The organism is Microcoleus sp. S28C3 (genome assembly GCF_036700785.1).
GTDB classification, from domain to species: domain Bacteria; phylum Cyanobacteriota; class Cyanobacteriia; order Cyanobacteriales; family Microcoleaceae; genus Microcoleus; species Microcoleus asticus.
This window is the reverse complement of record NZ_JAUBPO010000002.1, coordinates 76,211-100,473: the sequence shown is the minus strand read 5'-3', so window position 1 is coordinate 100,473 and position 24,263 is coordinate 76,211. Positions and strand designations below refer to the sequence as shown.

Genomic DNA, 24,263 nt, shown 5'->3' with positions numbered 1-24,263 from the left:
CGGAAGTATTCAAATTCAACAAAGGACAATTTTGCGATTTATCTTCCTAATTGGCTATCTAAGTACACGTTTTCAATCTATACAGCTATTTTAGCGATCATTTTCATCATCACCCTCTATCAAATCTTGAATTAAGAAACGTCAAAACACTGGAGGCAGTAATGACCAAACAAATTTCTCTTGATGCGCTATGGAATTCAGCCACATCTCAGGATCGTGTATTCCACTTAGATGACTTCACTCACTTGCCAGAAGCGGCCAGACGGTATCTCGAACACGCGATCGCACCTGGAACAAAGCTCGCCTCTGCGGTTCGGTGGAAAATGCACGGCGAAATTAAATTGAAAAAGTGGATTCCATTCACAGCCGAGCAAGTCGTTTGTTGGGAACATGGACTGATTTGGAGTGCTACAGCATGGATGAATAGCTTCTTGCCAATTGTCGGCTCGGATCGCATCATCGACGGCATCGGTGCGATGCAGTGGAAGCTGTTGGGATTATTCCCTGTCATGACGGCGAGTGGTGCAGATATTACGCGGTCTTCTATTGGTCGCCTCCAATCAGAGTCAGTGTGTTTACCGTCTGTGTTTTGTGGCGATGACGTTTTATGGACAAGCACAGAGTCATCGAATCTAGACTCCAATTTGCATTCCAGTTTTGTAGTGCAAGACGAGCGAGCCGAACTAGATTTCACGATCGATCGAACGGGTCGTCTTAAGACCTTCAAGTTACCACGCTGGGGCAATCCAGACGGTGCTGAGTTCCGTTATGTGGACTTCGGTGGAATTTTAGAGGAAGAGGGTACATTCTGCGGCTACACCATTCCAACCCGTCTACGGATTGGATGGTACTTTGGCTCCGATCGGTTTGAGTCGGAGGGCGAGTTCTTCCGAGGCACGATCGATGATGCAATCTATCGATAGACCAACTTATGTCAAAGGAGAGAATGAAAAATGAGAAAATATCCGATTGCTTGGTTCTATATCTTGGCTTTTGGTATGTCATGGCTTGGCATGATATCGACCGTCTTAGCCTCGCGAGGCATTGCCCCATTTAACAGTCCCTACTTCCAAGTTCTTTTCATCTTTTATGCCGTTGGACCTGCTCTTGCGGCTATTATTGTGTCACAGGTGACGCATGGTAAAACAGGGATTCGGGATTTGAACAAGGGACTAATCCGATGGCGGGTTAGCCTAATCTGGTACATCGTAGCGGTGCTGGGGTCTGCAATTTTGCTGATTGTGGCGCAAGTCGTCACGAAATTATTGGGCTTTTCAGTAACAATTGCAGTGCCACCAGTCAATCTATCTCCCTATGTTATTTTCGGTTTGGGAGTAAATTTTCTCGCCACTACTTGCGAAGAAATTGGGTGGCGTGGCTTTGCATTACCACATTTGCAGAAACGATATAACGCTCTGATTGCTACTCTCATTGTGGGCATATTGTGGGGTTTATGGCATTTACCGCTTGTCTTTTTGGTAGGCCACCCGATGTCTGAGTTCCCTTTCCTCTGGTTCATCATCATCGTGACCAATGCTTTTATCTATACTTGGATTTACAACAGCACTAAAGGCAGTATTTTGCTAGTGGCGCTTTTTCATGGTTCGCTGAACGTATGGGGATTATTTATAACTGGGGTGTCCCCTGTCGCAGATGCTCTCCTGAATTGCGTTGTGGCGATCGCACTGATCGCAGTATTGGGAAAAACCAATCTCTCTCGCCGAGAAAGGGTTCTTGCGGGCTAACACGAGGTATAGCAAACATATAGGAAATCTTCATTATGAAGCCTAATTGTGGTGGCACCATTATCATCATTGGGGCGGGGATTGCTGGGCTGGCAGCAGGTTGCTACGCCCAGATGAATGGTTATCGATCGCAGATCTTTGAAATGCACGATCAACCCGGTGGGCTGTGTACGTCATGGCGACGACAGGGATTTATTTTTGATGGTTGCATTCACTATTTGTTTGGCTCTGGGCAAGGACAGCCTTTCTATCGGCTCTGGGAAGAACTTGGCGTTATGCCGCAGCAACAATTTGTCCATCACGATGAATTGCTACGAGTTAGCGAACCTCATGGTAAAACCTTAATTGTCTACAGCAATCCCGATCGGCTGGAGCAGCATTTAAAAGAACTATCACCCGTTGATCGGCGATTAATTAGCGATTTCTGTGCTGGGATTCGCACGTTTACTCACTTTGATCTATCCCTACTTCAGCAGCAACCCAAAGCATTAATGCGTCTGGGTGACTGGGGACGCCTGATGGGAAAACTGTTGCCGTTTGTATGCCCAATGTCGCAGTGGGGAAACCTCTCAGCAACGGAGTTTGCCGATCGCTTCCAAGACCCATTTCTTCGCCGTGCTATTCCTCAGATGTTTGGCTGGGAAAGCATTCCAGTGATGGTGGGTATGTCTCTACTGGCGTATATGCACACCAAAAATGCTGGATTTCCGCTGGGGGGATCGCTACAATTTGCTCAAACGATCGCCCAGCGCTATCGGGAATTAGGAGGTGAAATCCACTATGAATCACAAGTAGAAAAGATTTTAGTGCAGAATCATCGAGCGAATGGTGTGCGATTATATGACAACGAAAAATACTTTGCCGATCGAATTATTTCAGCCTGTGATGGACACAATACGCTCTTTGGGTTACTCGTTGGCGGAGCCTCTCCGAAGAAGAATCAGCAATATGTCCCTCGCGAGATGCAACGTTACTATGATGGACACTTACCCATTCATTCTCAACTACAGGTATCACTAGGAGTCAATCGAGATCTATCATCTGAACCGCATTGGACGACACATTTACTCGACGAACCTGTAGTCATTACGGGGGAAGCGCGGTATGAGATTGGAGTCAAGCACTATTGCTTCGATCCCTCACTAGCACCACCAGGGAAATCGGTTCTGATGGTCATGTTGACGACTAATTATGAATATTGGCAACGTATTTACGGTCGATCGAGCTACGACGCGGAGGAACTTCAAGAATCGCAAATTCTCATCGATCTTCTAGAGCAATTTTACCCTGGTATTAAGACTGATATTGAGTTTGTCGATGTGGCAACTCCCTTGACCTACGAGCGTTACACTGGGAACTGGAAAGGATCAAGTTGTGGCTGGCTACTGACGAAGCAAACCCTCCCACTGTCGATAAAAGGATTACCGAAAACATTACCTAAACTGCGGAATTTCTATTTGATAGGTCAGTGGGTCGAACCCGGTGGTAGTGTGCCAGTGGTGGCAATGTCTGGACGCAATATTATTCAGCAAATCTGTCGGGAAGACAAGCAGAATTTTCAGGCAATGACACCTTGAAAATAGGGAGGGAATATGGAAAATAAAACCAAATTGATGCTGATTAAAATCGTCCGCACGGGGATCTGAATATTCTTCAATTTTGTGATTTTCTATATGCTTTATGCCGCCATCGCCAATAGACATTTTGCAAAATAATTTTATGATATAATGAGAACTTTTGCTTTACTTGATTAAATCCCAGATCCTAACTTAATTTTCACAAACTTTTGCTAAAAACAAGATAAAAAGAAACAGAAAAAATGTTATTCAGGCAAGAAAAAACAGCATACGCTAAAAACTCAATTAGTAGCATAAAGGATTATCACCGGAATAGTTATATCCCTAGAAAGAAACCTAAAAATGGGCAAGTTTATCTGTTAGCAAAAAACTATAACCGAACTCTAGCCCAGAAAAGAATAGGGAATTGAACACGTTAATCGGAGTCTCAAAATTTTCTGGCATTTTGTCGAGTCGTTATCGGAATCGTCGTCGCCGTCATGGTCTGCGTTGTAATTTGTTGTCAGGAATTTACAATTATGAGTTAGCTCTAGGCGATTAAATTTAAAACTTCTCATTATAACAGAGATTTTTTTTGCAAGAGGTCTAATATTGTGCGCGATCATTTTGAAATTTTCTTTGAGTCGATCGAGAAAGTTGGCGGTAAAGTCATTAAAACCATTGGCGATGCCGTCATGGCTTCCTTTATCAGCAACGAACAAGCAATTATGGCGGCAGTCGCTGCTGTGACCCGTTTCAGAGAGTACAATTTAACTCGCCCGCAATCCGAGTGGGTTCAAGTCAGAATTGGCATTCACCGAGGGACGGCTTTGCTCGTAAATCTCAATAATTCGATCGACTATTTTGGCTCGACAGTCAACAAAGCCGCCCGCATCCAAAATCTTTCTAAAAGTGACGAAGTTTCGTTTTCCGAAGATGTTTACAACGACCAAGGATTTTTAACTGCATTAAAAGCGGCTGGAGTGTCCGAAGTTCACAAACGAGTTGAAGACTTAAAGGGGATACAAGGGGCGCAAGTCGCTTATACTGCTAGAATTAATACGGAATCTGTAATCGCACTTTCTGGTACACTGGTCGCTGGAAGAAGCTAAGTAGGTAAACAAATATAGCTGGTTATGGCTAGCTTCTGCTTGCGATCGCCCCAACAGCAGATAAAGTTCTTCGATCGCGCTCAGCTCATGGCTCCAAGAGTGTAGCTCATCCTTAAGGGAGTTGCGTTATGATGGCAACTTAACCGACGCTCAAAATAGTCGGAATTAATCAGTAGCACACTTGCCAGATAGGTATGCTGCTAAATAACTGAAGTCGAGGACTTCACATCATGACTTCTCCTCAATTCTCTCAAGAAAATACACCAGAATCGATCGCCCCAGCCACCCTCGACATCGAACAATCAGCAAAAACCGAGGCCCCCTTTCCCATAGTTGGGATTGCCGCCTCCGCAGGAGGGTTGGAAGCATTCACGGGGTTACTGACCCATTTACCGATAGATACGGGTATGGCGTTTGTGCTGATTCAGCATTTAGCCCCGGATCACAAAAGTTTGCTGAGGGAGATTCTCAGCAGAAGCACGCAAATGCCTGTTAATGAGGTACAAGACGGCATGGCTGTAGAGCCGAATCAAGTCTACGTCATTCCGCCCAACACCAAGATGGTGCTATCTAAAGGCGTGCTGCAACTATCACCCCGCGAGAAGCTTTATGGCAAATATATGCCGGGAGATGCGTTTTTTACGTCATTGGCGATCGATCGCGGACACAAAGCAATTGCCGTAGTATTATCCGGGGGAGACGGAGACGGTTCACTCGGGCTCAAGGCAATCAAAGCAGCCGGAGGCATGACTTTTGCTCAATGTCAAGACACGGCAAAATTCGATAGTATGCCGAATACCGCTGTTGCGACAGGAAATGTCGATTTTGTTCTGCCACCGGAAAAAATTGCCGAGGAACTGGCAAACTACAGTCGCAGTCCCCTTCTCACTGGCCCGCTTCCCCTGACAAAAGTTGAGGAATCGCCCGAACAGCCATCGGCCCTGGCCACTATTTTGGCGCTGTTGAAATCGATCGCAGGCGTTGACTTCAGCCAGTACAAAGCGGCTACCCTGAACCGACGCATCCAGCGACGGATGGTATTGTACAAGCTAGAGAACTTGGATGATTACGCCGAATACCTTCGACACAATTCGGCTGAAGTCAAAGCTTTGTATGAAGAAATCCTGATTCACGTTACCAGTTTCTTCCGTGACACCGAAGCCTTTCAAAAGTTAAAAAAGCTGGTTTTCCCCACGATTACCCAAAATAAATCGGCAAATGCTCCCATTCGGATTTGGGTGGCGGGATGTTCGACTGGTGAAGAAGTTTATTCGATCGCCATTTGCTTGTTAGAGTTTTTGGGCGATCGAGTTATCCCGCCGATCCAGATTTTTGCCACGGACATTGGCGAGGCGACGATCGGCAAAGCTCGGTCAGGCGTCTACCTAGAAAACCAGATGGTAGACGTTTCACCAGAGCGACGCAATCGCTTCTTTATTCTCCAAGAAGGAGGTAGTTATAAAATTTGCAAGGCTGTCCGCGAACTGTGCGTATTTGCCCGACAAGACTTAGGTAGTGACCCGCCTTTTTCCAATCTCGATTTAGTTAGCTGTCGCAATGTGCTGATTTACTTGGGAGAGTCATTGCAAAAGAAAGTGATGCCGATTTTTCATTACAGCCTTAACCCAACAGGCTTTCTGATGTTAGGTACTTCTGAGAGCCCCGGAAAATTTTCATACTTGTTTAAGTCAGTGGATAGAAAGTATAAAATTTATGCCAAAAAGTTGACTGCGACTCGTCCCACTTTTTCCTTTACGGCGAGCTCCTATCCCGTCGCTAAAACTGTTCAAAAACAGGAAATGAATGAAGAAAATTTAATACAGCAGATTCCAGGCTCATGAAGTACAGTAGCAGCAGCTTGTAAACCAGTTTTTAAAGTGCTTAATATTGACTAAATCAAGCGCAGTAGCAAGTATTACATCAACCATCTTGGTAGTGGTTGGTGAAAACTGACGTAAAAAAGCTTTCAGTTGTGACCACCATAATTCTATAGGATTAAAGTCAGGAGAGTAAGGCGATAAATTCAGCACACTGGCACCAGCCGCTTGAATCAATGGTTCAATCACCGCTAACTTATGAGCTGGTAGATTATCCATGACAACCACTGCACCATCCCATAAGTTTGGCACTAAAAAGTGTTCCACAAAAACTGCAAATGCCTGACTATCCATCGACCCATTTAGCGTCATTAATCCTACTACTTTTTTTAAGCTGATTGCTCCAACAACTGTTACTTTGGTTCCACGATAAAATGGTTTTAAATCGTAAACTCTACTACCATATCTTGAACGTGCGTGGGTTCGTGTTAACCCAAGTAAAACCCCCATTTCATCCAAAAATACGAGGTTATTCTGGTCGATGTTTTTCACTTTTTCCCAATATTCATACCTCAAAATTTGCACTCTTTCTGTGGCAGACTGACTACTTCGTATGGTCTTTTTTTTTCGCGTTAGATTTTGTTTGATTAGTTCGCGACACATCATACTAGGGCTGACAGCTTCCTGGTAGGTATCTAGCCAATATTCACAATATTCTGACAAGGTAAGATCGGGATATTTTTCCACCATCTCTGTTAATTGAATTGTACGCGAGTGTAAGACACTTTTTTGACTTCCACCCTGTTTTTTGGGTTGAATATGACCAGTCGTTTGTTTTTGTTTTAAGAGCTTCTGGATAAAGGCTTTACTCACATCAAACCTGGCGGCTACTTTCCGAATTGATGTATCACCTTGTTCATAGGCTTTAACTATTTTTTTACGAAACTCAATCGAATAAGGTTTCATTTTTTCCGCGATCGCTACTGAACACAGTGTACCACATATACATGGAATCTGCTGTAAATAGCTTCGACTTACAGCGAGAAACTGAGCAACGGATTTTGAATCGTTATGCCCCAGCCAGTGTGCTTGTCAACGAGGATATGAAAATCTTGCAAGTGCGGGGAGACATCGATCCTTACTTTAGAGTGGCAGCCGGAACGCCGGACTTAAACTTGCTGACAATGGCAAGGGCAGGCTTGCTTGTTGAGCTTCGCACCGCAATTTATCAGGCACAAACGCAGAACCTGACAGTTAGGAAAGAAAGGGTAGTGGTTGAATCGGGCGGACGATCGACTATCGTCAATATTGAGGTGATGCCGTTTCAGCCGCAAGCGTTCACAGTACGCTATTTTTTGCTGCTACTTGAAGAGGTTTTACCCCAGGCGATCGATTTGGGCACCGTCACTTCTGCAAGCTGCGAGCCAGGTGATTTAGCTTCGGAAAATGAGTGCCTGAGGCAGGCACTAGCCACCGCTAACCAAGAAAAAACTGCGGCTAAAGTGCACCTGCAATCACTGATCCAGGAGCAGGAAAATCTCAACCAAGACCTCAAAATTGCCAACGAAGAAATCCTATCGAGCAACGAGGAGTTGCAAAGCACCAACGAGGAGCTAGAAACTGCCAAAGAAGAGATTCAAGCCACTAACGAGGAACTCACCACCACTAACGAGGAACTTCGCAGTCGAAATATTGAACAAAGCCTGGTCAATAACGATCTGACAAATTTGCTTGCCAGTATCAATATCCCTATCTTAATGCTGACAAACGATTTACAGATTCGACGGTTTACGCCAACGGCACAGCAACTTTTTAGTCTGATTCCTACAGATGTTGGACGACCTTTTAGGGACATCCGATCGACTCTTGAGGTTCCCGACTTGGAACAGATGATTTTGGAGGTGATTGATACTCTCCAGACGCAAGAACAAGAAGTTCAAACTTTATCGGGATATTGGTACAACATCCGCATTCGTCCTTACCGCACAACGGAAAACCAGATTGACGGTGTGGTGATGGTTTTGATAGATATTGATGCTCTTAAACGCAGTGCCGCCACCTTGGAAGATGCCCGAAACTACGCTGAAACCATCGTGGAAACTGTGCAAACGCCTTTAGTCGCGCTAGATGCTAATTTCCGAGTGAATAAAGCAAATCGATCGTTCTATGAAACGTTTCAGGTTTCATCCTCAGAAACAGCAAAATCTTCGCTGTTTGAGCTAGGCAACGGGCAGTGGAATATCCCCCAATTGCGATGGATATTGGAAGATATTCTGGTTAGTGATGTTCAGCTTCAAAACTTTGAGTTGGATCACCTGTTTGATAATATCGGGCAGAAAACTATGCTGCTTAATGCTTGTAAACTTGAACGAGAAGATCGAGCTTTAATGATTCTGTTGTCGATCGAGGATATCACCGAGCGCAAGCAGTTTGAGACGCTACGATCGCAGTTATTGCAGCATGAACAGTTGGCCCGCCAACAAGCAGAAACCGCCAACCGTGCTAAAGATGAATTTCTCGCGAATCTCTCCCACGAGCTCCGCAATCCCCTGACTCCGATCCTGGCCTGGGCACAACTGCTGCGTTCTGGCAAGCTTAAGGAAGCAGACGCTATTCGCGCTATAGAGGTGATCGAGCGCTCCGCGAGGGCGCAATCTCAGTTAATCGAAGATATTCTCGATATTTCTCGGATTACGAGCGGCAAGCTCGCTTTTGATACCAGTTTGATCGATCTGCAGTTAGTGGTGGAAGCTGCGCTGGAGGGGGTTCAATTATCAGCCGAAGCAAAAAACATTCAAATTGTTTCGCATTTGATTGCTACAACTGTTTTAGGCGATATCAATCGCTTGCAGCAAGTTGTGTGGAATCTTTTATCTAATGCGATTAAGTTTACTCCGGCCGGGGGACGAGTGGAAATCACGCTCTCGGCGATCGACGATCGCGCTCAACTTCAAATCAGCGACACGGGAAAAGGCATTCGGGCAGAATTCTTGCCGTATATTTTCGATCGTTTCCATCAAGGCGATGCCAGCACCACTAAGGCTAATCAAGGGCTGGGATTGGGTTTGTCCATCGTGCGTCATCTGGTAGAATTGCACGGGGGAACGGTGCAAGCGGATAGTCCCGGTGAGGGACAAGGAACTACAATGACTCTGAGATTGCCGTTGAGAGCCTCGCCTCAAAATTTGACACCGGCGATCGATTTAGAGCCAACTTTTTTGGTAGAGCCTTTAAATGCCTCAAGAAGCGATTGTGTCCCCTCTCTCGAAGGCTTGCACATCTTAGCTGTGGACGATGGGCTCGATACCCGGGAGCTCGTAGCATTTGTGCTCGAAGGCTACGGGGCTGAGGTTTTGACAGTTGCATCTGCCAGAAGTGCGATCGCTGCTTTGACTGAGAATCCCGGCCGATACGACGTGCTAATCTCTGATATCGGAATGCCAGAGGAAGATGGATATTTCTTAATTCGAGAAGTGCGAACCCTTGCTGCGGAAGCCGGAGGAGAAATCCCAGCCGTCGCGCTGACTGCTTATGCGAGCGATACAGAACGGCAAAGGGCGATCGAAGCTGGTTTTCAAACTCATATTGCTAAGCCGCTAAAGCCTATTCAACTAGGATTAATTATTGCCAATCTAGCAGGACGATTTTAATTTATTTTGAGATAATACTCGGCTGTTGAAACCGCTTTTTGTCAAAGGAAGCATAGTCCCGCGCCGGATTTAGCCTGGGCCGTTTTCCTACAAATATCCCGTAGTGATTTTGTAGGGACACAGCACTGTTGTGTCCTAATTTTGTAGGGAAACAATTCAATCTTATACCAATCATATCATGTCCGATCGATCGCCCATAATACATAGCCGGGGCGGGTTTGTGAGATTGTCCGTTTTTGGCAAATATTATTGGTGAACCCGCCCCTAGAGGAATCAGGGTAATCGACCGGACATGATATCATTAACAGCCGCAGACTCCAGCGCCACATACAACAATGCCGTTTTTCTATAAATATTGCGTACTGATTTTGTAGGAAAACAACTTAGCATATGCTGTTTTTTCTTGCCTGAATAACATTTTTTCTGTTTCTTTTTATCTTGTTTCTAGCAAAAGTTTGTGAAAATTAAGTTAGGATCTGGGATTTAATCAAGTAAAGCAAAAGTTCTCATTATATCATAAAATTATTTTGCAAGAGGTCTAATAAAATCGATATCTGGCTCTGGATTGGTTAGGGATTTGTATCTCTAGAAGGTATAATCTTACTAACCTTTCGATTGGTCTGCCCATTAACCCTGATTGCACGGAAGTATTCAAATTCAACAAAGGACACTTTTGCGATTTATCTTCCTAATTGGCTATCTAACTACACGTTTTCAATCAATACAGCTATTGTAGCGATCGTTCTGATCTTCACAATCTATCAACTTCTGAATTAACAAACATAGGTAAGTATCATGTGGATTAAGTGGATTGCAATTATTGGTGTTTTAATCATAGTCAGCTTGGGAATTGCTGCCATTTATGGTAGCTATCGCTGGGAGTCAGATACCGATCGCCTACGAGCAAAACTAACAAATGGACGGCGAACAATTAAGCCCAAAATCTACGACCCAAAAGAGATTGAAGGCTTGCCAGAACCCGTACAGCGATTTTTTCGGACAGTAATTAAGGACGGACAAGCGATCGTGGCGGCGGTCAAACTCTCTCAGCAGGGACTGTTCAATATGAGTGAAACTGAGAACAAGTGGAGTCCGTTTACTGCCACTCAATTTGTGATTACTCAACGTCTGGGTTTTGATTGGGATGCACGCATCCAGATGGCTCCAGGAGTTAATGCCTTTGTTCATGATACCTATCTCTTAGGAGAAGGCAGCTTACACGCATCATTACTCGGTCTTTTTACCGTTGCAAAAATACCCAGTACGCCTGAAGCGAACCAAGGTGAATTATTGCGGTTCTTTGCTGAGGCTCCTTGGTATCCCACTGCACTATTACCCAGTCAAGGTGTGCGCTGGGAGGCGATTAATGACACCTCTGCTCGCGCTACTTTGACGGATGGTGCAACCACTGTCTCCGTCGTATTTCAGTTTAATGCTGAAGGGACGATCGATACGTTTCGGACTGAGGCTCGTTATCGCGACAAGCTGACTGCGATGCCTTGGGGCGGTCGATTTGGGGAATATTCAGTTCGCAATGGGATGCTGATTCCTTTAGAAGGCGAGGTGGGATGGGAGTATCCAGAAGGCACTCGGCTCTATTTTAAAGGAAGAACTACAGAGATTAGCTATGAGTTTGTGCTGTAGCAAAATCTTGGGATTGTAACCCTTGCCAATTTTTTTTACGATCGAGGTCGATCGCCCTAGTCACGGTTTGTTTAGTTGTGGCCAGCGTAGCTGCGGGCAAAAAAGCATCAATTAGGCGCGCAGAGGATTTGCGAGGCGATCGTTTTCTCAACAGGCTATTGACTCCGATAATTGACTTTCAGATATCGACTCTATCTAACGACAGATGTAAAGCCGGGATTATTTCTGTTCAATACTACCAATCAACTGACTTTTTAAGAGAATAATAATGTTAGATATTGATGAAATGAGTTCCAAAGAAATACAGGAGCTGCTACACAAAGTAGGATACGGTCATCTGGGCTGCATACACGAAGGCAAGCCCTACGTGATACCAATGAATTATTATCTCGAAGAAGAGGAGATTTACCTGTTTACAACGATCGGCATGAAGACTCACGATCTTGATGCAAATCCAGAAATTTGTTTGCAGGTTGAAGAAATACGCGAGCCGCTTCATTGGCGCAGCGCGATCGTCAATGGTCGAGCTTCGCGCCTAACTGAGCAGGAAGATATCGATCGGGTAATGCACCTCGTCAAAAAGCGCAATCCCATGCTCTCACCTGCGATCAATCGAACCTGGACTGATTCTCAGGGACGTTCAGAGGTAATTGCAATCTACCGCATCCACGAGAGTGAAATGAGCGGACGCACGACTGATGGAGTCAGCAGTAAGAACCCATAGGAGCGCTCTCGTCAACCGTGCAGCAAACTTATGAGGCAACTTGTTGATCCTGTATGGCATCTCATTTACCTGTTTGGACACTATCGACCCCGCAAGTCTACGAAACTTTGTCAACTTCAGAAAAGGGACTTTCAGAGGCAGAGACAGCAATAAGAATCAAGCAATACGGCTTTAATGAACTGCCCGAACCAGCCAGAAGATCGCTATTACTCCGCTTCACCGATCAGTTGACCCATTTCATGGCACTCTTGCTCTGGGTTGCAGGTGCGCTGGCTTTTGTGTCCGGTACACCAGAACTCGGCTGGGCAGTCTGGGCTGTAATCTGGATTAATGCCGGTTTCAGTTTTTGGCAAGAATTCCAGGCAGAACAAGCGTTAACAGCACTCAATAAAATGTTGCCCGCCCGCGCTAAAGTCTATCGAGATGGCAAGCTAGGGGAGATTCCCGTCAGGGAGATGGTTCCGGGAGATGTCCTGCAATTGGAAGAGGGCGATCGCATCTCTGCTGATGCCAGACTGGTTTCGGCTCAGTCTTGTTATGTCGATGTCTCGGTGCTGACTGGAGAATCGCTGCCGGTTGCCCGATCGGCCGAACCTGTAGCCACTGAAAAGATGCGTGCCTCGGAATCAAGCAATCTGGTTTTTGCGGGTTCTACCGTTTCGGCAGGGCGTGGATTAGCTGTCGTGTACGCTACAGGAACTCAGACCGAGTTTGGTCAGGTTGCCCATCTCACTACAACTGTGAAGCGAGAACCTAGCACCCTGGAAGTTCAAATTAACAGCGTGGTGCACGTCATCACCACGATCGCCCTTGGGCTGGGTGTTGTGGTGTTTCTGCTGACTAGCCTGTTGGTGGGCATGGAACTCAAGGAAAGCTTCATTTTTGCGATCGGGATTATTGTGGCATTTATCCCAGAAGGACTGCTGCCAACGGTGACTCTGGCTCTAGCTATGGGTGTCAAGCGCATGGCAAAGCGTAATGCTCTGGTGCGTCGGCTCTCGGCAGTGGAGACATTGAGTGCCACAACAGTCATTTGTACAGACAAAACAGGGACGCTGACCAAAAATGAGATGACGGTTTGCCGACTCTGGATTCCGACATCTGAGATTACAGTAACTGGAATAGGGTACGACCCGACGGGAGGAGAGGTACAAGTTCCTGCTGGGCGAATGGAATCACAGGTAAAGCTGCTGTTGGCGGGTTCGGCGCTCTGTTCCAATGCCCGCTTGAACCATCCTGCAGGTTCCAGTCAGTGGCAGGAGATTGGCGATCCCACTGAAGCGGCTCTGCTGGTGGCTGCCCTAAAAAAGGGACTGAATTTTGAAGAACTACAGCGTCAGCTTAAAAGAACGCAGGAAGTTCCCTTTGATTCGCGCAGACGGATGATGAGTGTTGTGCTGCAAAGAAGTTCGGATAATTCAGGTTTAGGGTTTGAGTTAGAAGGGCAATCGGACAAGCTCAAACCACTCACGGCTCCCTTTCTAATCTTTACAAAAGGCTCGCCATTAGACGTGCTGCAACACTCTCAGCAAATACTCAAAGATGGCAAGATCGAAGAATTATCAGCAGCAGAACGGGCAGAGGTGACTGCTGTTAATGATGGATTTGCAAGTCGAGGTTATCGAGTTCTGGGACTTGCCACGCGGCAGAAAGAGGAGCAACCGCAAGAAGCCCAGGAATTGGAGCAAAATCTGATCTTTGTTGGGTTGGTGGCAATGATTGACCCGCCGAGAGCAGAAGTTGCCGACGCGATCGCCCAATGCCATCAAGCAGGTATCCAGGTGACGATGGTAACAGGAGATTATGGACTCACCGCAGAAGCGATTGCCCAGCAAATTGGCTTAGTAGATGGTAAAGCCAGGGTAGTTACGGGCGAAGAAATGGGACATCTTTCGGATGCCCAGTTGTATCAAATATTGCAGCAAAAATCCGGGTTAATCTTTGCTCGCGTACAGCCGGAACAGAAGTTAAGGCTGGTTCAGGCTTACATCAGGATGGGTCATACCGTAGCGGTGACGGGTGATGGGGTGAATGATGCTCCAGCCTTGAGAGCCGCCAATATCGGCATTGCGATGGGGCTCAGCGGCACGGATGTGGCGCGGGAAGCGGCTGATATTGTGCTGATTGATGATAACTTCGCGACTATTATTAGTGCGATCGAGGAAGGACGAGCTGTATATCAGAATATTCGCAAGTTCATCACCTATATCCTGTCCTCGAACATACCAGAATTGCTCCCTTTTCTGGCGATGGTCTTTTTTAAGATTCCGCCCGCTTTAGTGATTCTGCAAATTCTGGCGATCGATCTAGGCACAGACATGATTCCCGCCCTAGCGTTGGGCGCAGAAGAACCGGAGGCAGGCATCTTGCTTCAACCGCCACGCAAAAAGTCGAAACCATTACTGGATAAGTCTTTAATGCTGCGTGCCTTTTTGTTTCTAGGGTTGCTCGAAGGTGTGGTAGGAATGATAGGTTTCCTGCTGGTTTGGCGGTCAAATGGTTACGGGATTACCGAGTTGCAGGGGATGACTTCGGCGATTCTTGCCCGTTCGGGGACTGCTACTCAGATGGCAACTTATCATCAAGCAACAACTGTGACGCTGGCGGCGATCGTGGCTTGTCAGGTTGGAAACGTTTTCGCCTGCCGCAGTGAGCGCACCTCAATTTTTCGCTTGGGCTTCTTTAGCAACCGTTTGATCTGGTTAGGCATTGCGGTTGAGTGGGCACTGATTCTATCTATTATCTATTTCCCACCTTTACAAAAAGTATTTGCGACTGCACCCCTATCTCCCTGGCAATGGTCGCTGCTAATCCTCTGCCCACCATTGATACTAATCGCTGATGAAATACGAAAGCAAATTGTTCAGGCAGGGTAAACGCATCTTAACTTTAAACCAAAATAGGCTACAGTTAAATCCGACTAAATTTCACTCAGGCATTTGAGGTTAAAATCTTTGTATATGACGACGACGGCTATTTTCTTGTATTGGTAACGGCCGGTTATACCAATTCACTATGAAGGTACACTAAAATATAGGGTAAAAGTAGAGGAAATCCAATATGGCGAACAAACTTCAGGTACAAATCCAGGAAACGGTTGAGGAACTAGAGCATCGACTCGAAGGTCATGCGACCGCCGTAAATAAAGAAAAATTACTGGTATTATACTGGCTGGCTACCAAAAAAATCCAAAAAAGAGCAGAATTAGCCACGATGTTAAAACGAGACGAATTAACAATATATCGTTGGTTAAAAGCTTACAAACAAGGTGGAATTACGCTCATTACTTAGCATAAAAAAAGCTCCCGGAAAGACTCCACATATTCCACCATCAGTGAGAGAAAAATTAATCGAAAAACTGCAAGAACCACAGGGAGAAACAAGTTATGGCAAATTACAGCTCTGGCTCGAAAAAGAATGCGGAATTAAAGTGAGCTATAAAGTGGTACATGACCTAGTACATTATAAATTGAAAGCTGACCTGAAAGTCCCAAGACCCCAAAGTAACAAAGCGAACGAAGAGGTGCAGGCAAGCTTCAAAAAAAACTATGTGAGCTCATCAAAGTAATGATTAAATATTTCGGAAACTCGAAGCCTGTAAGGATATGGTGTCAGGATGAGAGTAGATTTGGATTGATTACTATGCGCCGGGCAGAATGATTACATTAAAGGGGGTGAAACCCATTGGCAAAAAGCAATGGAAACGAGGAAACTTTTATATTTATGGAGTCGTAGAGCCAGCAACAGGTGAACAATATTATCAAGAATTTTCTCAGCTCAATTACAACTGTTTTCAAGAATTTTTAAAGGGATTTGGTCAAAAATACTCAGAGAGCTTCAATCTAATTATCATGGATAATGGTAGTTTCCATAAAGCTCTATTATTAGACTGGGCTGACCATGTAATGCCAATATATTTACCTGCCTATAGTCCTGAATTAAATCCGATTGAAAGATTGTGGGAGCATACAAAAAAAGACCTCAAGTGGGAAAACTATTCGAGTTTAGATAAACTCCAAGAACAGGTAAATACAATTATCAAATCTCTCACGAATGAAGAAGTTTTATCTCTCTGTGGTTGGGACTATATCCTTGAAGCTATATTAAGTGCAACTTCATAGTAAATTGGTATTAGCAGCTAATCTTTCTATCCTTACTTCTCGATAATTCTGTAGTAGCCATACCCGCATTTTTAGAGTAATTAATTGTCTATTGCTCAGTTTTTTTTGCAGGACTGTTTGATAGAATTGTGATAGCATTTATGGTTGTGATCTTGTTATTTTGACGAAACCATTCTTTTCTATCATAAAACAGTCCCTCACAGATAGCTGTCTAATAACCTCACGGTTTATTCTCAATAACGTGAGTTCGGGATAAGGATTTGGGCCGTGAAAAGGGCAAACCCGATAGGCTGAAAATGCTAAAATCTCGCCCAGTTTGCCCTCCTGCTTAGTCTAGAACAACTCTTTTGCTCCGTCGATGATTTTTGCCAAGGCTTTGAAGCGCAATGGCAGCAGCAACTTTTAGGCTGTGGACTCAAGCTTCGGAATCGACCTCGCAGCTTGACGAAAGAGCAAAATCATGACGATTCTGATTGCATTCCACCAATCGTGTTACCGCAACTTCAAAACCTATTATCAACAGAAGGTGCAGACTGAATGGGCAGATGCGTTTCCACCAGGGGTGAGCTATCACCGCTTCATCCAATGGGTTCCTGGAACGTTAGTGCCAATGTGCGCCTACTTGCGCTCGTGTTTTGGCAAGTGTAGCGGCATCAGTTTTATGAATTCTACCTGTATCAAAGTCTGTCACAACCGCAGCCTCCCTCAACACAAAGTGTTTGCCGATAAAGCCGCCCGTGGCAAAACCTCGGTTGATTGGTTCTTTGGCTTCAAGCTGCATCTGGTGGTCAATGACGCCCGGCGAGTTGTTCAATATCATATTGACTCCGGGGAACACCGATGACCGCACTCCGGTTCCTTCATTATTGCAGCAGTTGTTTGGCAAGGTGTTTGCAAGCAAGGGCTACCGAGTCGCAAAAATTGGCAAAACAATTGTTCAAAACCGCAGGCATTCAACTAATCACCAAGCTCAAGCGCAACATGAAACAGCGCTTGATGCCCCTCAATGACCGGTTGATGCTCGCGCTTGCGCGCCCGATATCGAAACCATTATCGATCAGTTAAAGAACATCTCTTAAATCGAGCATTCGCGTCATCGTTCTCCGGTCAATTGCTTTGTCAACATTTTGGGTGGGTTGATTGCCTATTGCCATCAGCCAAAGAAGCCGTCGATTGCGCTCAACCATAATCTGTTGCTTCCGGCTTAACCCGAACTCACGTTAATAGCTAGGAAGTCGAGCGACTGCTGTAAACCAAGTCAGGGAATAAATCTTTAGCCAACTGTCAAGCTTTATCAGACAACAACAGTTTAGCCGATTGCAAAGCGCGAGTCCGACAACAGCAATTTACGCGACTGTCAAGGCTGGTATAACGGCTACTGTGTTGCCAATTTTCTCATACTCCTTATTTGATTTTTTATTCAATTTAGATAACGGCTACTGTGTTACCAATTTTCTCGCACTTGCTCAACTTGATTCTTAATTCAACTTAGCGGGGCTCTTCTGGGTTTATGGGGATAAGTAAAGCTAATGAGAAAGACAGGCTAATAATCTAGAACGAAAGTTTACAAAATTCAAAAAGCCATAGGCTTGTCATTTAATTAATTTGATTCGGTTATTAAGTCCCTCCATCACACCACTAGATGTACGGTTTAAAAAGTAATTACAAATATTGTCTAGATGGTTGTGAATTGTTTCCAAAACTGCTCCGTAGACAACTTGAGCTTTTTGAAGCCATTCTTTCAATTGTTCCTGACCATCTTCAGGGGTTTTACAAGTTTCAAAAATACTCCTAAAATCTTCTTTTAGAGTATAAGCTAATCGCCAACGCTTAGAATACTTCAAGACAGTTTCCAATTTCACTTTTTCTTCTTCTGTTAAATCAATATTATTTTTTAGCAGGATAAAACGACTGCCTTTAATCTTAACTCCAGTTTGTTTACGCAATTGATTTAACTCTTTGATCACTGGCTGCATGACATGAAATCTGTCGATGACAATTTTGGCATTTGGGAATACCTCTTTTACAACTTTTGGAAATCCTCCCCACATATCAACGCTGACTTCCTCAACTTTCTCTCTGATCTCAATTGGTTGCTGCTTAAGGATTTCAATGATGTCATCTTGTTTATGACTATCAATCACTTCTAGCAATTCTCCTAAGTCAATATTTGATACGACCGTGACCAAATTTTGATGTCCTTTGCATTTACTCACTTCATCAATACTCACCCGTTTTACTTCTTCCCAATTCTCCTTTTTTTTGAGAGAAAATTGGTGGTTAAATATTCCCTGTACTTGATCCCAACTCAAAAATTCATCTCGACTTACCTGCTCTACACTCGCACTTTGCACTCGTTGATAAACATACTCTTCAGCTCTTTGTGTGTATCGTCTTTCCCAATCTACAAAGGGTAATTCTTCCGTAAAATGTTTTTGACACTGATGACAATAAAATTGGCGGCGTGGCGTATTTAAATAAATTACTTTGCCAAATACTGATAAATCTCGAATCAGTATCGGTCGATTTTGTTTTAATTTTCTACTCTGCGTATTACAATGGGGGCAAGGAGCTTCATCATGTAAGAATCTCAGCTTGAGAATAATTTTATTTTCTTCTTCCGTAAAACTTTCGATGGTTGTATTTGGTAAATTTAGCAACCTATCAAGATGCAAGTCCATGCCTATCACCACGTATTCATTGTATCTCATTATACATTAATCCCCTCAAACCCAGAAGAGCCAGAAAGAGTCAATTTTATACTTAACCCAGTGAGTTTATCGAGTTTTTAGACCGGGCAATTCACACAGTATTAAATCCGAAAAAATCTCGTTAAAGTAAAAGAGGGGGAAGGGGAAGGAAGGATAAATTTTAGCTTTTTCTCTTTAATAAAAGCTAACAATAACCTATAACTTTCCATTCGGACGTTCGGTAAGCGGGGTTCCCGTCGGACTTCGGCGTGAGGCTTCGACCATGAGCTTAGCCGAATTGTGGCTCGATTGAGCGCAAGCCGAATGTCGCTCAGTCGAGCCGCATAGTTCACGGCGAAGCCTTCCTTTCCCCTCCCCAAATAATCAGCTTTTTCTACCCTTCCCCTTCCTCTTCCCTTCCTTTTTCCACCCTTCCCCTTCCCCCTCCCCCTCTTGCAAACCTTTTAAGAGATGAAAAACTGATAAATTCCGAGCGCATAGAACCCGATTTAAGGTTAAGGAAAGTGGCAAACCTGCGCAAGTCATTCGTCAAAGTGAGACGGAATAAATAGTCAGCAATAATGGAGGCCATCCCCTGATTAATTGTGAGACTCTGAGCGTTAATAGTGGCTAACTCAGCACAAGATAAATAGGTATTTGCCAGTTCTTCAGGCTGGGATTCTCTCAAATTGGGGCACTGCCAAATAGGAGAGGGTAACGCTCCCATAATGCCTGTTTTCTCAAATTGATCTAGGTGAGTAATTAACCCCTCACCACAATTATGACTACCTAGTAGAATTTGACCGCTATCAAAGTTATTGCCAGCATCAAGATACCAGATTCTTGGAATATCAGAGTGGCGGTTACTTTCTAGTGTTTTGCCGAGGGAACGACGAGCCGCACTATTGTCAACGCAGCCAGTGATAATTACCAAATCATTCCAGTATGATTTTACCAATTTGGGGTCAAAATAGTCAGGAATTGCACTAATTTCTAGCCCCCAGGTAAGATTGTAACGCAAAGCAAGAGTAGCGGCTTTATTCAATCCGAGTTCAGATTGACAAAATCTCTGCCTTCCCAAGTTTTTCTCTTCAACAATGTCAGGGTCAACAAAGGCAACATTGACATTTTTACCACGTTGTTTGAAAACGTAAGCTAATCGTGCTAAACTTTCAGCTACATAAGAGCCAGTGCCCCCACAGCCAACGAGCCACAAGTGTAGGTGAGAGTAATCTTTGAGGAGGAGAGGGGTAGAATTGGCGTACTCAAAGTCGAGGTTTAAGGGAGTTTTGGTAAGCATCGGTGATAAAATATGGCTCTTCAAATACAGAACTAGCTTTAATTAAGCTATAGTGTCCGAAAATTCCGATTCTGACTAAAATCTCAGGATTTAAAGTATTAACTTTACCCAAGACTGCATAGAGTCTAAACCCGCGCTCGTCAGCATCATCTGTGCTACTAAAGAAAGCAGGCATTTCTCCGTGAGAGTGGCATTCAATTAAGGCAGTTGAGCAGGATAAATTATCAAGAGGTTGGCAGCTTGTTCGTGTAGTTGTTTGGAGTGGAATTGTCAGTTGCCATTGATTGCGGCTGTCAAGGGATAGGTGAAATAAAATCTCTGTGAGATTCCCACTATTATCTTTGCAAAATGCAGATTTTGTACACATAGAAAGGAGTAATTCTAATGGTACTGAACGAGTGTCAAGGTGCAAGTACGGTTCTATAGATGGCAACCCTTTGATAGTATTGGGCGCTGAATTTGCAATAGGAATCATTGCCTCTAGTCCGGGGCGAACTGAACGCACAAACACGCCGTTAGAAGCTGTAACGTATTCGCAGAATACTCCAGTAGCAATGGGAGGCAAGGGAATAGAGGCATGAATGTGGTTAAAAAGTTTTAGCATTAACTTAAACTTGGCGGTTGAAAGAAAAATGTTGAGTGCAATGCCTAGATAGGGTTAGCAATCAATAAAAGGTGTTCTATTAAAGAGTTAATTGACTGGTTGCACCTGCTTTCAACTAAATCTTTAACAGGATAGGAACGCCTTTTTTTCAAGGCTAAACTTTTCAGATGTTCTCTGACATCTTGGGGAAACTTTCGGCTTTTTTGGCTGGATAAGTCAGCATTGAAAGGAGTAGTGATGAAAGTTTGCCAAGCAATATCAATGGTTTGAGTTGAAGCAACCGGGGGAGTATTTTGTCCCCAGCAAATTAAACCGTTTGGGTGGATATTTGGTAAGGGAGTATGGTAAGCTTTCGCCTCTGGGTTGAAGGTGGCGACATCAGTTGCCCATACCCAATATTGAGTGTTCTGTCCTACCAATACCAAAGCGGTTAGCGGAATAGTAATCGGTTCAATATCATCAAAGTGGAGGTTATATTGAGCAGGATGTATGAATTTTACTACCCAATTTCCTTGAGAATTAGTTCCCCACCTTATGACTCCTGGAGGCATCCAACCTGTATCAATTGGCTCGTGAGAAAATGCAGTTCTCAAACTGACAGAGGAGAGTAGTTTGTAGTGTTCCTTTGTCCCTTCTCGATAATGGAACAGGTATTGTTCTTTGATGAACAGTAATTCAGCATCAATTTCTGTTAGCTGTCGGGGAGCTATTTGCAGAATTTCACGGAAGGCTTCTCCTGACAAATGTTGCATAATAGCTTAAAATTGATAGAGGTTATAGAGCTAACCCGATAGGTAAGGTTAGCTCCTACTTGAAAATTAGTATTCATTCGATTTCATTAGGGTAGCAACTCTCCAAGTTTTATCCGAGTTTTCTGGGCATTCTGAACTCACTTCTTGGTTGTCCAGCCAAGCTTTTCTGTCAAAATAATCAATTTTGAAAAAGTAGTTTTTGCTATCCAGTTGAATGGCAAAAAAATCTCGTTCTCCGTAGGGGTCGTTGCCCGATTCAAAACTGTTAAAATCTCTTACTAATTGCAGTAATTTTTGTTGGTATTCAGGAGGAAGAGCTTTTACAGTTTGAGTGATCCGAATTTCACCAATTTTGGTATTTCCTTGACGCAACTGGTCATTGAGACGTGCAATTCTTTCGGTTGTTGTTAGAGTTTCAGTCATGGTTAAGACCTCAATTTCCAACAGCTACAACCGCACTAGCGGTTGCTGCTTCACAATGAATACGCTTAAGCGGGGAGCTCAGCATTTTTAGACTTGAGAGTTTCAATCGTAATTATTTGGATTCATAGGTAATTCAAATTGACAAAGTGCTCTTGTTCCAGAGTTCAAGAATTTGCTGAAAACGTCGAGGGCGGTCAGTAGCAAGCCAGTCGATAACCTGTTGAGCTTGGGTTATTACTTCTTTAGCACTTTGCCATTGCGCTGATAAAGATATCAAGTTTTCGACTGTCCATTCTCTAAATTGATACTCGTCTTGAGCGCAGCCGTCTAGCCAAATATTACCTGTTGAATAATTGAGGAAACTTAGTACAATTGGCACTGATTTTATGGGAAAGTCAGCCAGAGAGCAAAGCTCTTGGAATTGCAGATAATTGATACTATCGGGTGGTAAAACGTGAGAAAATAAAACGTTAAATTCCTCTTCATACCAATCTTGTGCGTCATTTTCAGTTAGCCAATCTAGTCCTTTAGAAGTTAGAGGCAGCAAGATTTGCCACTCAGGGGCTAATGACTCAATATCATAATCTTCATAGCTCAACCAATCTAACCCCCAAGGCTCTATCAGGAGTTCGTCGAGGCGTTCTTCTTGGGCTATTTCTAATTGCCAGGGGCTGATAGGGATAAGTTCTGTTTCGTCAAGCCGACTGAAAAATTCTAATTCGCGGGGGCTATGAATGTCAGGACTATCAGAGTAAATAGAACTGGTACTGGTGGTAAATTCAGTTGGAAAAAAGTGTTGGTAAAGGTTTAGTATTTGAATACTATTAAGCGTTTGCTGGAGAAATTCAATCGCTTCAATTGGCTTGGTTACTGGGTAGGAGTGTCGCAAACCAGCGATGGCTTGCGACACAGACAAAATGGTTGCAGGCATTAAAAATTCAGGGGAATTTGGGGATGTGCAATAGCTGGCGCAAGTTGCAGTTGTTTGAGAGTTGCTTTAAATCGCTGTAGTTCTTGTTCACCTCTCGCTATTGCTTGAGAGATTTCTTGAGTGCGACTTGCTAAGGTTAGCGGAGTAACATAACCGTTGATAGATTCACATTGGAGAGCCCAAGTGAGTTGGACAGCTTGATTCGGTTCTTCTGGTGCTGCCATAAGTGAGGAGAGTGGGGAATGGGGGGGAGGATTTGATGAGTTTTTATCTGGCATTGAAATACGCAATTTTTATGCAGTACGGATAGTTTTTTTTGCGACTCTTCTACACCTTTTGTCTTGGCTTGTTTGATGATTTTAATGGGTTGACCTGCTTTTCTTTCAATCGTAGCTTCGCTTAATTCCGGGAAGTAAGGAAGCAGGACTTCGAGTAACTTTTCATCATTTGAAGTAATTTCGTTGGGCAGTTCAATTTGTCTGCATTCGTATTCTATTAGACTCATTTTTACCTCTTTAAAACAAGGAAATTTGGACTCCGATTTCACCCTTATTGACGGGTGAATCAGTAGGGTGTTGAGGGATTGGTTTAGCTTTCTTGCGGGGTGGACGTAAAGAAGAGCGAATTTGAGCACTCACTTTTCGGTTAGGTAAATTGGAGGCTAACCGCTGGAGCAATTCTTGTAAAGCACTTGGCCAAGCTCCAATTGAGTTCTCTCTAACTTGTGTTAATAATGGTAAGTCGTCGTGGCTCGTTGCTGTAATTTCTACGATTCGCCCTTCGGGATGCCCGTCGTCTGGTCGCATAATAATGTGGATTTTGACTGTACAAAAATTGAATTCATAAGGTTCTGATTCTCCTTCATCAAGTAAGTCAGGACTCTGTGAAATGTTCTCAGTTTTGTTGATGGTTTCACCCACTTTTTGAGTAGCTGAAAGTGGAATCTCCTCTCCAGTTAGTTCGGAATTTGGTTCTATTTGGGTCATGGCTGGATTCGCAGTACAAGCAAGTGCAGCTTATTCTCAAAAATTGCCGCGATCGCGGCCTTGCTTTTAACGATCTATTTTTTGTAAAGTTTTAACGGTAAGCGTGTTTCCCAAGAAATTTCTTAATTAATTCCCATTAATTATCTGTCCGACAAGATGCGGTCGCACTTGTCTCTATTGATTCTTTGATTGTAATTGCTCAACCCCC

General features: G+C 44.1%; 23 protein-coding genes and 2 pseudogenes. 16 read left to right on the top strand and 9 right to left on the bottom strand.

Features of this window, described 5'->3' with window-relative positions; translation table 11 throughout:
• The first annotated feature begins 161 nt into the window (after window positions 1-161).
• The 6 genes and pseudogenes from QUA13_RS01150 to QUA13_RS01125 all read left to right on the top strand — a co-directional run bounded on the left by QUA13_RS01150 (window position 162) and on the right by QUA13_RS01125 (window position 6,254).
• Window positions 162-923 carry a DUF6920 family protein gene (locus tag QUA13_RS01150; protein ID WP_333195985.1) on the top strand — a complete coding sequence of 254 codons (762 nt, stop codon included), beginning with the start codon at window positions 162-164 and terminating at the stop codon, window positions 921-923.
• A gap of 30 nt (window positions 924-953) precedes the next feature.
• Complete coding sequence (locus QUA13_RS01145; protein ID WP_333195982.1) at window positions 954-1,745, top strand: type II CAAX endopeptidase family protein; 792 nt, start codon at window positions 954-956, stop codon at window positions 1,743-1,745.
• A 35-nt stretch (window positions 1,746-1,780) separates the two neighbouring features.
• The gene (locus QUA13_RS01140; protein WP_333195979.1) at window positions 1,781-3,322 is read left to right on the top strand and encodes an NAD(P)/FAD-dependent oxidoreductase; all 1,542 of its coding nucleotides are present in this window, start codon (window positions 1,781-1,783) and stop codon (window positions 3,320-3,322) included.
• 216 nt (window positions 3,323-3,538) lie between these two features.
• A pseudogene (locus tag QUA13_RS01135) lies at window positions 3,539-3,863 on the top strand (transposase); the annotation flags it as partial.
• A 52-nt stretch (window positions 3,864-3,915) separates the two neighbouring features.
• Entirely contained in the window at window positions 3,916-4,413 is a 498-nt protein-coding gene (locus tag QUA13_RS01130) for an adenylate/guanylate cyclase domain-containing protein (protein WP_333195977.1), read from the top strand.
• Window positions 4,414-4,643: 230 nt separating this feature from the next.
• Window positions 4,644-6,254: a chemotaxis protein CheB gene (locus QUA13_RS01125; protein WP_333195975.1), complete on the top strand. Its 1,611-nt coding sequence runs from the start codon at window positions 4,644-4,646 to the stop codon at window positions 6,252-6,254.
• Here the strand turns inward: QUA13_RS01125 and QUA13_RS01120 are convergent.
• Complete coding sequence (locus QUA13_RS01120) at window positions 6,249-7,196, bottom strand: IS630 family transposase (protein ID WP_333195973.1); 948 nt, start codon at window positions 7,194-7,196, stop codon at window positions 6,249-6,251. The genes QUA13_RS01125 and QUA13_RS01120 overlap by 6 nt on opposite strands.
• 41 nt (window positions 7,197-7,237) lie before the next feature.
• Between QUA13_RS01120 and QUA13_RS01115 the strand changes: the two genes are divergently transcribed.
• From QUA13_RS01115 to QUA13_RS32635, 10 genes and pseudogenes are all read left to right on the top strand, one after another.
• Window positions 7,238-9,880: an ATP-binding protein gene (locus QUA13_RS01115; protein ID WP_333195971.1), complete on the top strand. Its 2,643-nt coding sequence runs from the start codon at window positions 7,238-7,240 to the stop codon at window positions 9,878-9,880.
• Between the two features lie 795 nt (window positions 9,881-10,675).
• Window positions 10,676-11,524, top strand: coding sequence for a DUF6920 family protein (locus QUA13_RS01110; RefSeq protein ID WP_333195968.1), 849 nt, complete (start codon window positions 10,676-10,678; stop codon window positions 11,522-11,524).
• A gap of 268 nt (window positions 11,525-11,792) precedes the next feature.
• Entirely contained in the window at window positions 11,793-12,248 is a 456-nt protein-coding gene (locus tag QUA13_RS01105; protein WP_333195965.1) for a pyridoxamine 5'-phosphate oxidase family protein, read from the top strand.
• 53 nt (window positions 12,249-12,301) lie between these two features.
• Window positions 12,302-15,124: a cation-transporting P-type ATPase gene (locus QUA13_RS01100; RefSeq protein WP_333195963.1), complete on the top strand. Its 2,823-nt coding sequence runs from the start codon at window positions 12,302-12,304 to the stop codon at window positions 15,122-15,124.
• Between the two features lie 184 nt (window positions 15,125-15,308).
• Window positions 15,309-15,539, top strand: a complete 231-nt coding sequence (locus tag QUA13_RS01095; protein ID WP_333195960.1) for a helix-turn-helix domain-containing protein — start codon at window positions 15,309-15,311, stop codon at window positions 15,537-15,539.
• Window positions 15,517-15,816 carry a winged helix-turn-helix domain-containing protein gene (locus QUA13_RS01090; RefSeq protein ID WP_333195959.1) on the top strand — a complete coding sequence of 100 codons (300 nt, stop codon included), beginning with the start codon at window positions 15,517-15,519 and terminating at the stop codon, window positions 15,814-15,816. Before QUA13_RS01095 ends, QUA13_RS01090 begins: the two co-directional genes overlap by 23 nt.
• Before the next feature lie 88 nt (window positions 15,817-15,904).
• Complete coding sequence (locus QUA13_RS01085; protein WP_333195957.1) at window positions 15,905-16,369, top strand: IS630 family transposase; 465 nt, start codon at window positions 15,905-15,907, stop codon at window positions 16,367-16,369.
• A gap of 460 nt (window positions 16,370-16,829) precedes the next feature.
• Entirely contained in the window at window positions 16,830-17,213 is a 384-nt protein-coding gene (locus tag QUA13_RS32645; protein WP_445242663.1) for a transposase, read from the top strand.
• A pseudogene (locus QUA13_RS32640) lies at window positions 17,161-17,301 on the top strand (transposase); the annotation flags it as partial. The gene QUA13_RS32645 and the pseudogene QUA13_RS32640, both read left to right, overlap by 53 nt.
• Complete coding sequence (locus QUA13_RS32635; RefSeq protein ID WP_445242662.1) at window positions 17,249-17,434, top strand: transposase; 186 nt, start codon at window positions 17,249-17,251, stop codon at window positions 17,432-17,434. The pseudogene QUA13_RS32640 and the gene QUA13_RS32635, both read left to right, overlap by 53 nt.
• A 527-nt stretch (window positions 17,435-17,961) precedes the next feature.
• On the opposite strand, the gene QUA13_RS01075 is transcribed toward QUA13_RS32635, so the two are convergent.
• The 8 genes from QUA13_RS01075 to QUA13_RS01040 all read right to left on the bottom strand — a co-directional run bounded on the left by QUA13_RS01075 (window position 17,962) and on the right by QUA13_RS01040 (window position 24,055).
• Entirely contained in the window at window positions 17,962-19,080 is a 1,119-nt protein-coding gene (locus QUA13_RS01075; protein ID WP_333195954.1) for an ISL3 family transposase, read from the bottom strand.
• A 373-nt stretch (window positions 19,081-19,453) separates the two neighbouring features.
• A complete protein-coding gene (locus QUA13_RS01070; RefSeq protein ID WP_333195953.1) occupies window positions 19,454-20,359 on the bottom strand; it encodes a ThiF family adenylyltransferase in 906 nt (301 codons plus the stop codon).
• A complete protein-coding gene (locus QUA13_RS01065; protein WP_333195952.1) occupies window positions 20,325-20,963 on the bottom strand; it encodes a Mov34/MPN/PAD-1 family protein in 639 nt (212 codons plus the stop codon). Before QUA13_RS01065 ends, QUA13_RS01070 begins: the two co-directional genes overlap by 35 nt.
• Before the next feature lie 44 nt (window positions 20,964-21,007).
• The gene (locus QUA13_RS01060) at window positions 21,008-21,715 is read right to left on the bottom strand and encodes a hypothetical protein (RefSeq protein ID WP_333195951.1); all 708 of its coding nucleotides are present in this window, start codon (window positions 21,713-21,715) and stop codon (window positions 21,008-21,010) included.
• Between the two features lie 66 nt (window positions 21,716-21,781).
• The gene (locus tag QUA13_RS01055; protein WP_194060237.1) at window positions 21,782-22,138 is read right to left on the bottom strand and encodes a DUF3768 domain-containing protein; all 357 of its coding nucleotides are present in this window, start codon (window positions 22,136-22,138) and stop codon (window positions 21,782-21,784) included.
• A 133-nt stretch (window positions 22,139-22,271) separates the two neighbouring features.
• Entirely contained in the window at window positions 22,272-23,069 is a 798-nt protein-coding gene (locus QUA13_RS01050; RefSeq protein WP_333184770.1) for a hypothetical protein, read from the bottom strand.
• Between the two features lie 136 nt (window positions 23,070-23,205).
• On the bottom strand, window positions 23,206-23,574 hold the full coding sequence (locus QUA13_RS01045) for a hypothetical protein (protein ID WP_333195950.1): 369 nt from the start codon (window positions 23,572-23,574) through the stop codon (window positions 23,206-23,208).
• Window positions 23,575-23,584: 10 nt separating this feature from the next.
• On the bottom strand, window positions 23,585-24,055 hold the full coding sequence (locus QUA13_RS01040) for a hypothetical protein (protein ID WP_333195948.1): 471 nt from the start codon (window positions 24,053-24,055) through the stop codon (window positions 23,585-23,587).
• Between the last annotated feature and the right edge of the window lie 208 nt (window positions 24,056-24,263).

Coding starts and splice junctions, on each gene's coding strand:
- QUA13_RS01085 (WP_333195957.1), top strand. CDS start 15,905: ATGATTACATTAAAGGGGGTGAAACCCATTGGCAAAAAGCAATGGAAA.
- QUA13_RS01075 (WP_333195954.1), bottom strand. CDS start 19,080: ATGAGATACAATGAATACGTGGTGATAGGCATGGACTTGCATCTTGAT.
- QUA13_RS01050 (WP_333184770.1), bottom strand. CDS start 23,069: ATGCCTGCAACCATTTTGTCTGTGTCGCAAGCCATCGCTGGTTTGCGA.
- QUA13_RS01125 (WP_333195975.1), top strand. CDS start 4,644: ATGACTTCTCCTCAATTCTCTCAAGAAAATACACCAGAATCGATCGCC.
- QUA13_RS01145 (WP_333195982.1), top strand. CDS start 954: ATGAGAAAATATCCGATTGCTTGGTTCTATATCTTGGCTTTTGGTATG.
- QUA13_RS01045 (WP_333195950.1), bottom strand. CDS start 23,574: ATGAGTCTAATAGAATACGAATGCAGACAAATTGAACTGCCCAACGAA.
- QUA13_RS01095 (WP_333195960.1), top strand. CDS start 15,309: ATGGCGAACAAACTTCAGGTACAAATCCAGGAAACGGTTGAGGAACTA.
- QUA13_RS01040 (WP_333195948.1), bottom strand. CDS start 24,055: ATGACCCAAATAGAACCAAATTCCGAACTAACTGGAGAGGAGATTCCA.
- QUA13_RS01060 (WP_333195951.1), bottom strand. CDS start 21,715: ATGCAACATTTGTCAGGAGAAGCCTTCCGTGAAATTCTGCAAATAGCT.
- QUA13_RS01055 (WP_194060237.1), bottom strand. CDS start 22,138: ATGACTGAAACTCTAACAACAACCGAAAGAATTGCACGTCTCAATGAC.
- QUA13_RS32645 (WP_445242663.1), top strand. CDS start 16,830: ATGACGATTCTGATTGCATTCCACCAATCGTGTTACCGCAACTTCAAA.
- QUA13_RS01110 (WP_333195968.1), top strand. CDS start 10,676: ATGTGGATTAAGTGGATTGCAATTATTGGTGTTTTAATCATAGTCAGC.
- QUA13_RS01105 (WP_333195965.1), top strand. CDS start 11,793: ATGTTAGATATTGATGAAATGAGTTCCAAAGAAATACAGGAGCTGCTA.
- QUA13_RS01065 (WP_333195952.1), bottom strand. CDS start 20,963: ATGCTAAAACTTTTTAACCACATTCATGCCTCTATTCCCTTGCCTCCC.
- QUA13_RS01120 (WP_333195973.1), bottom strand. CDS start 7,196: ATGAAACCTTATTCGATTGAGTTTCGTAAAAAAATAGTTAAAGCCTAT.
- QUA13_RS01115 (WP_333195971.1), top strand. CDS start 7,238: ATGGAATCTGCTGTAAATAGCTTCGACTTACAGCGAGAAACTGAGCAA.
- QUA13_RS01140 (WP_333195979.1), top strand. CDS start 1,781: ATGAAGCCTAATTGTGGTGGCACCATTATCATCATTGGGGCGGGGATT.
- QUA13_RS01150 (WP_333195985.1), top strand. CDS start 162: ATGACCAAACAAATTTCTCTTGATGCGCTATGGAATTCAGCCACATCT.
- QUA13_RS01070 (WP_333195953.1), bottom strand. CDS start 20,359: ATGCTTACCAAAACTCCCTTAAACCTCGACTTTGAGTACGCCAATTCT.
- QUA13_RS01100 (WP_333195963.1), top strand. CDS start 12,302: ATGGCATCTCATTTACCTGTTTGGACACTATCGACCCCGCAAGTCTAC.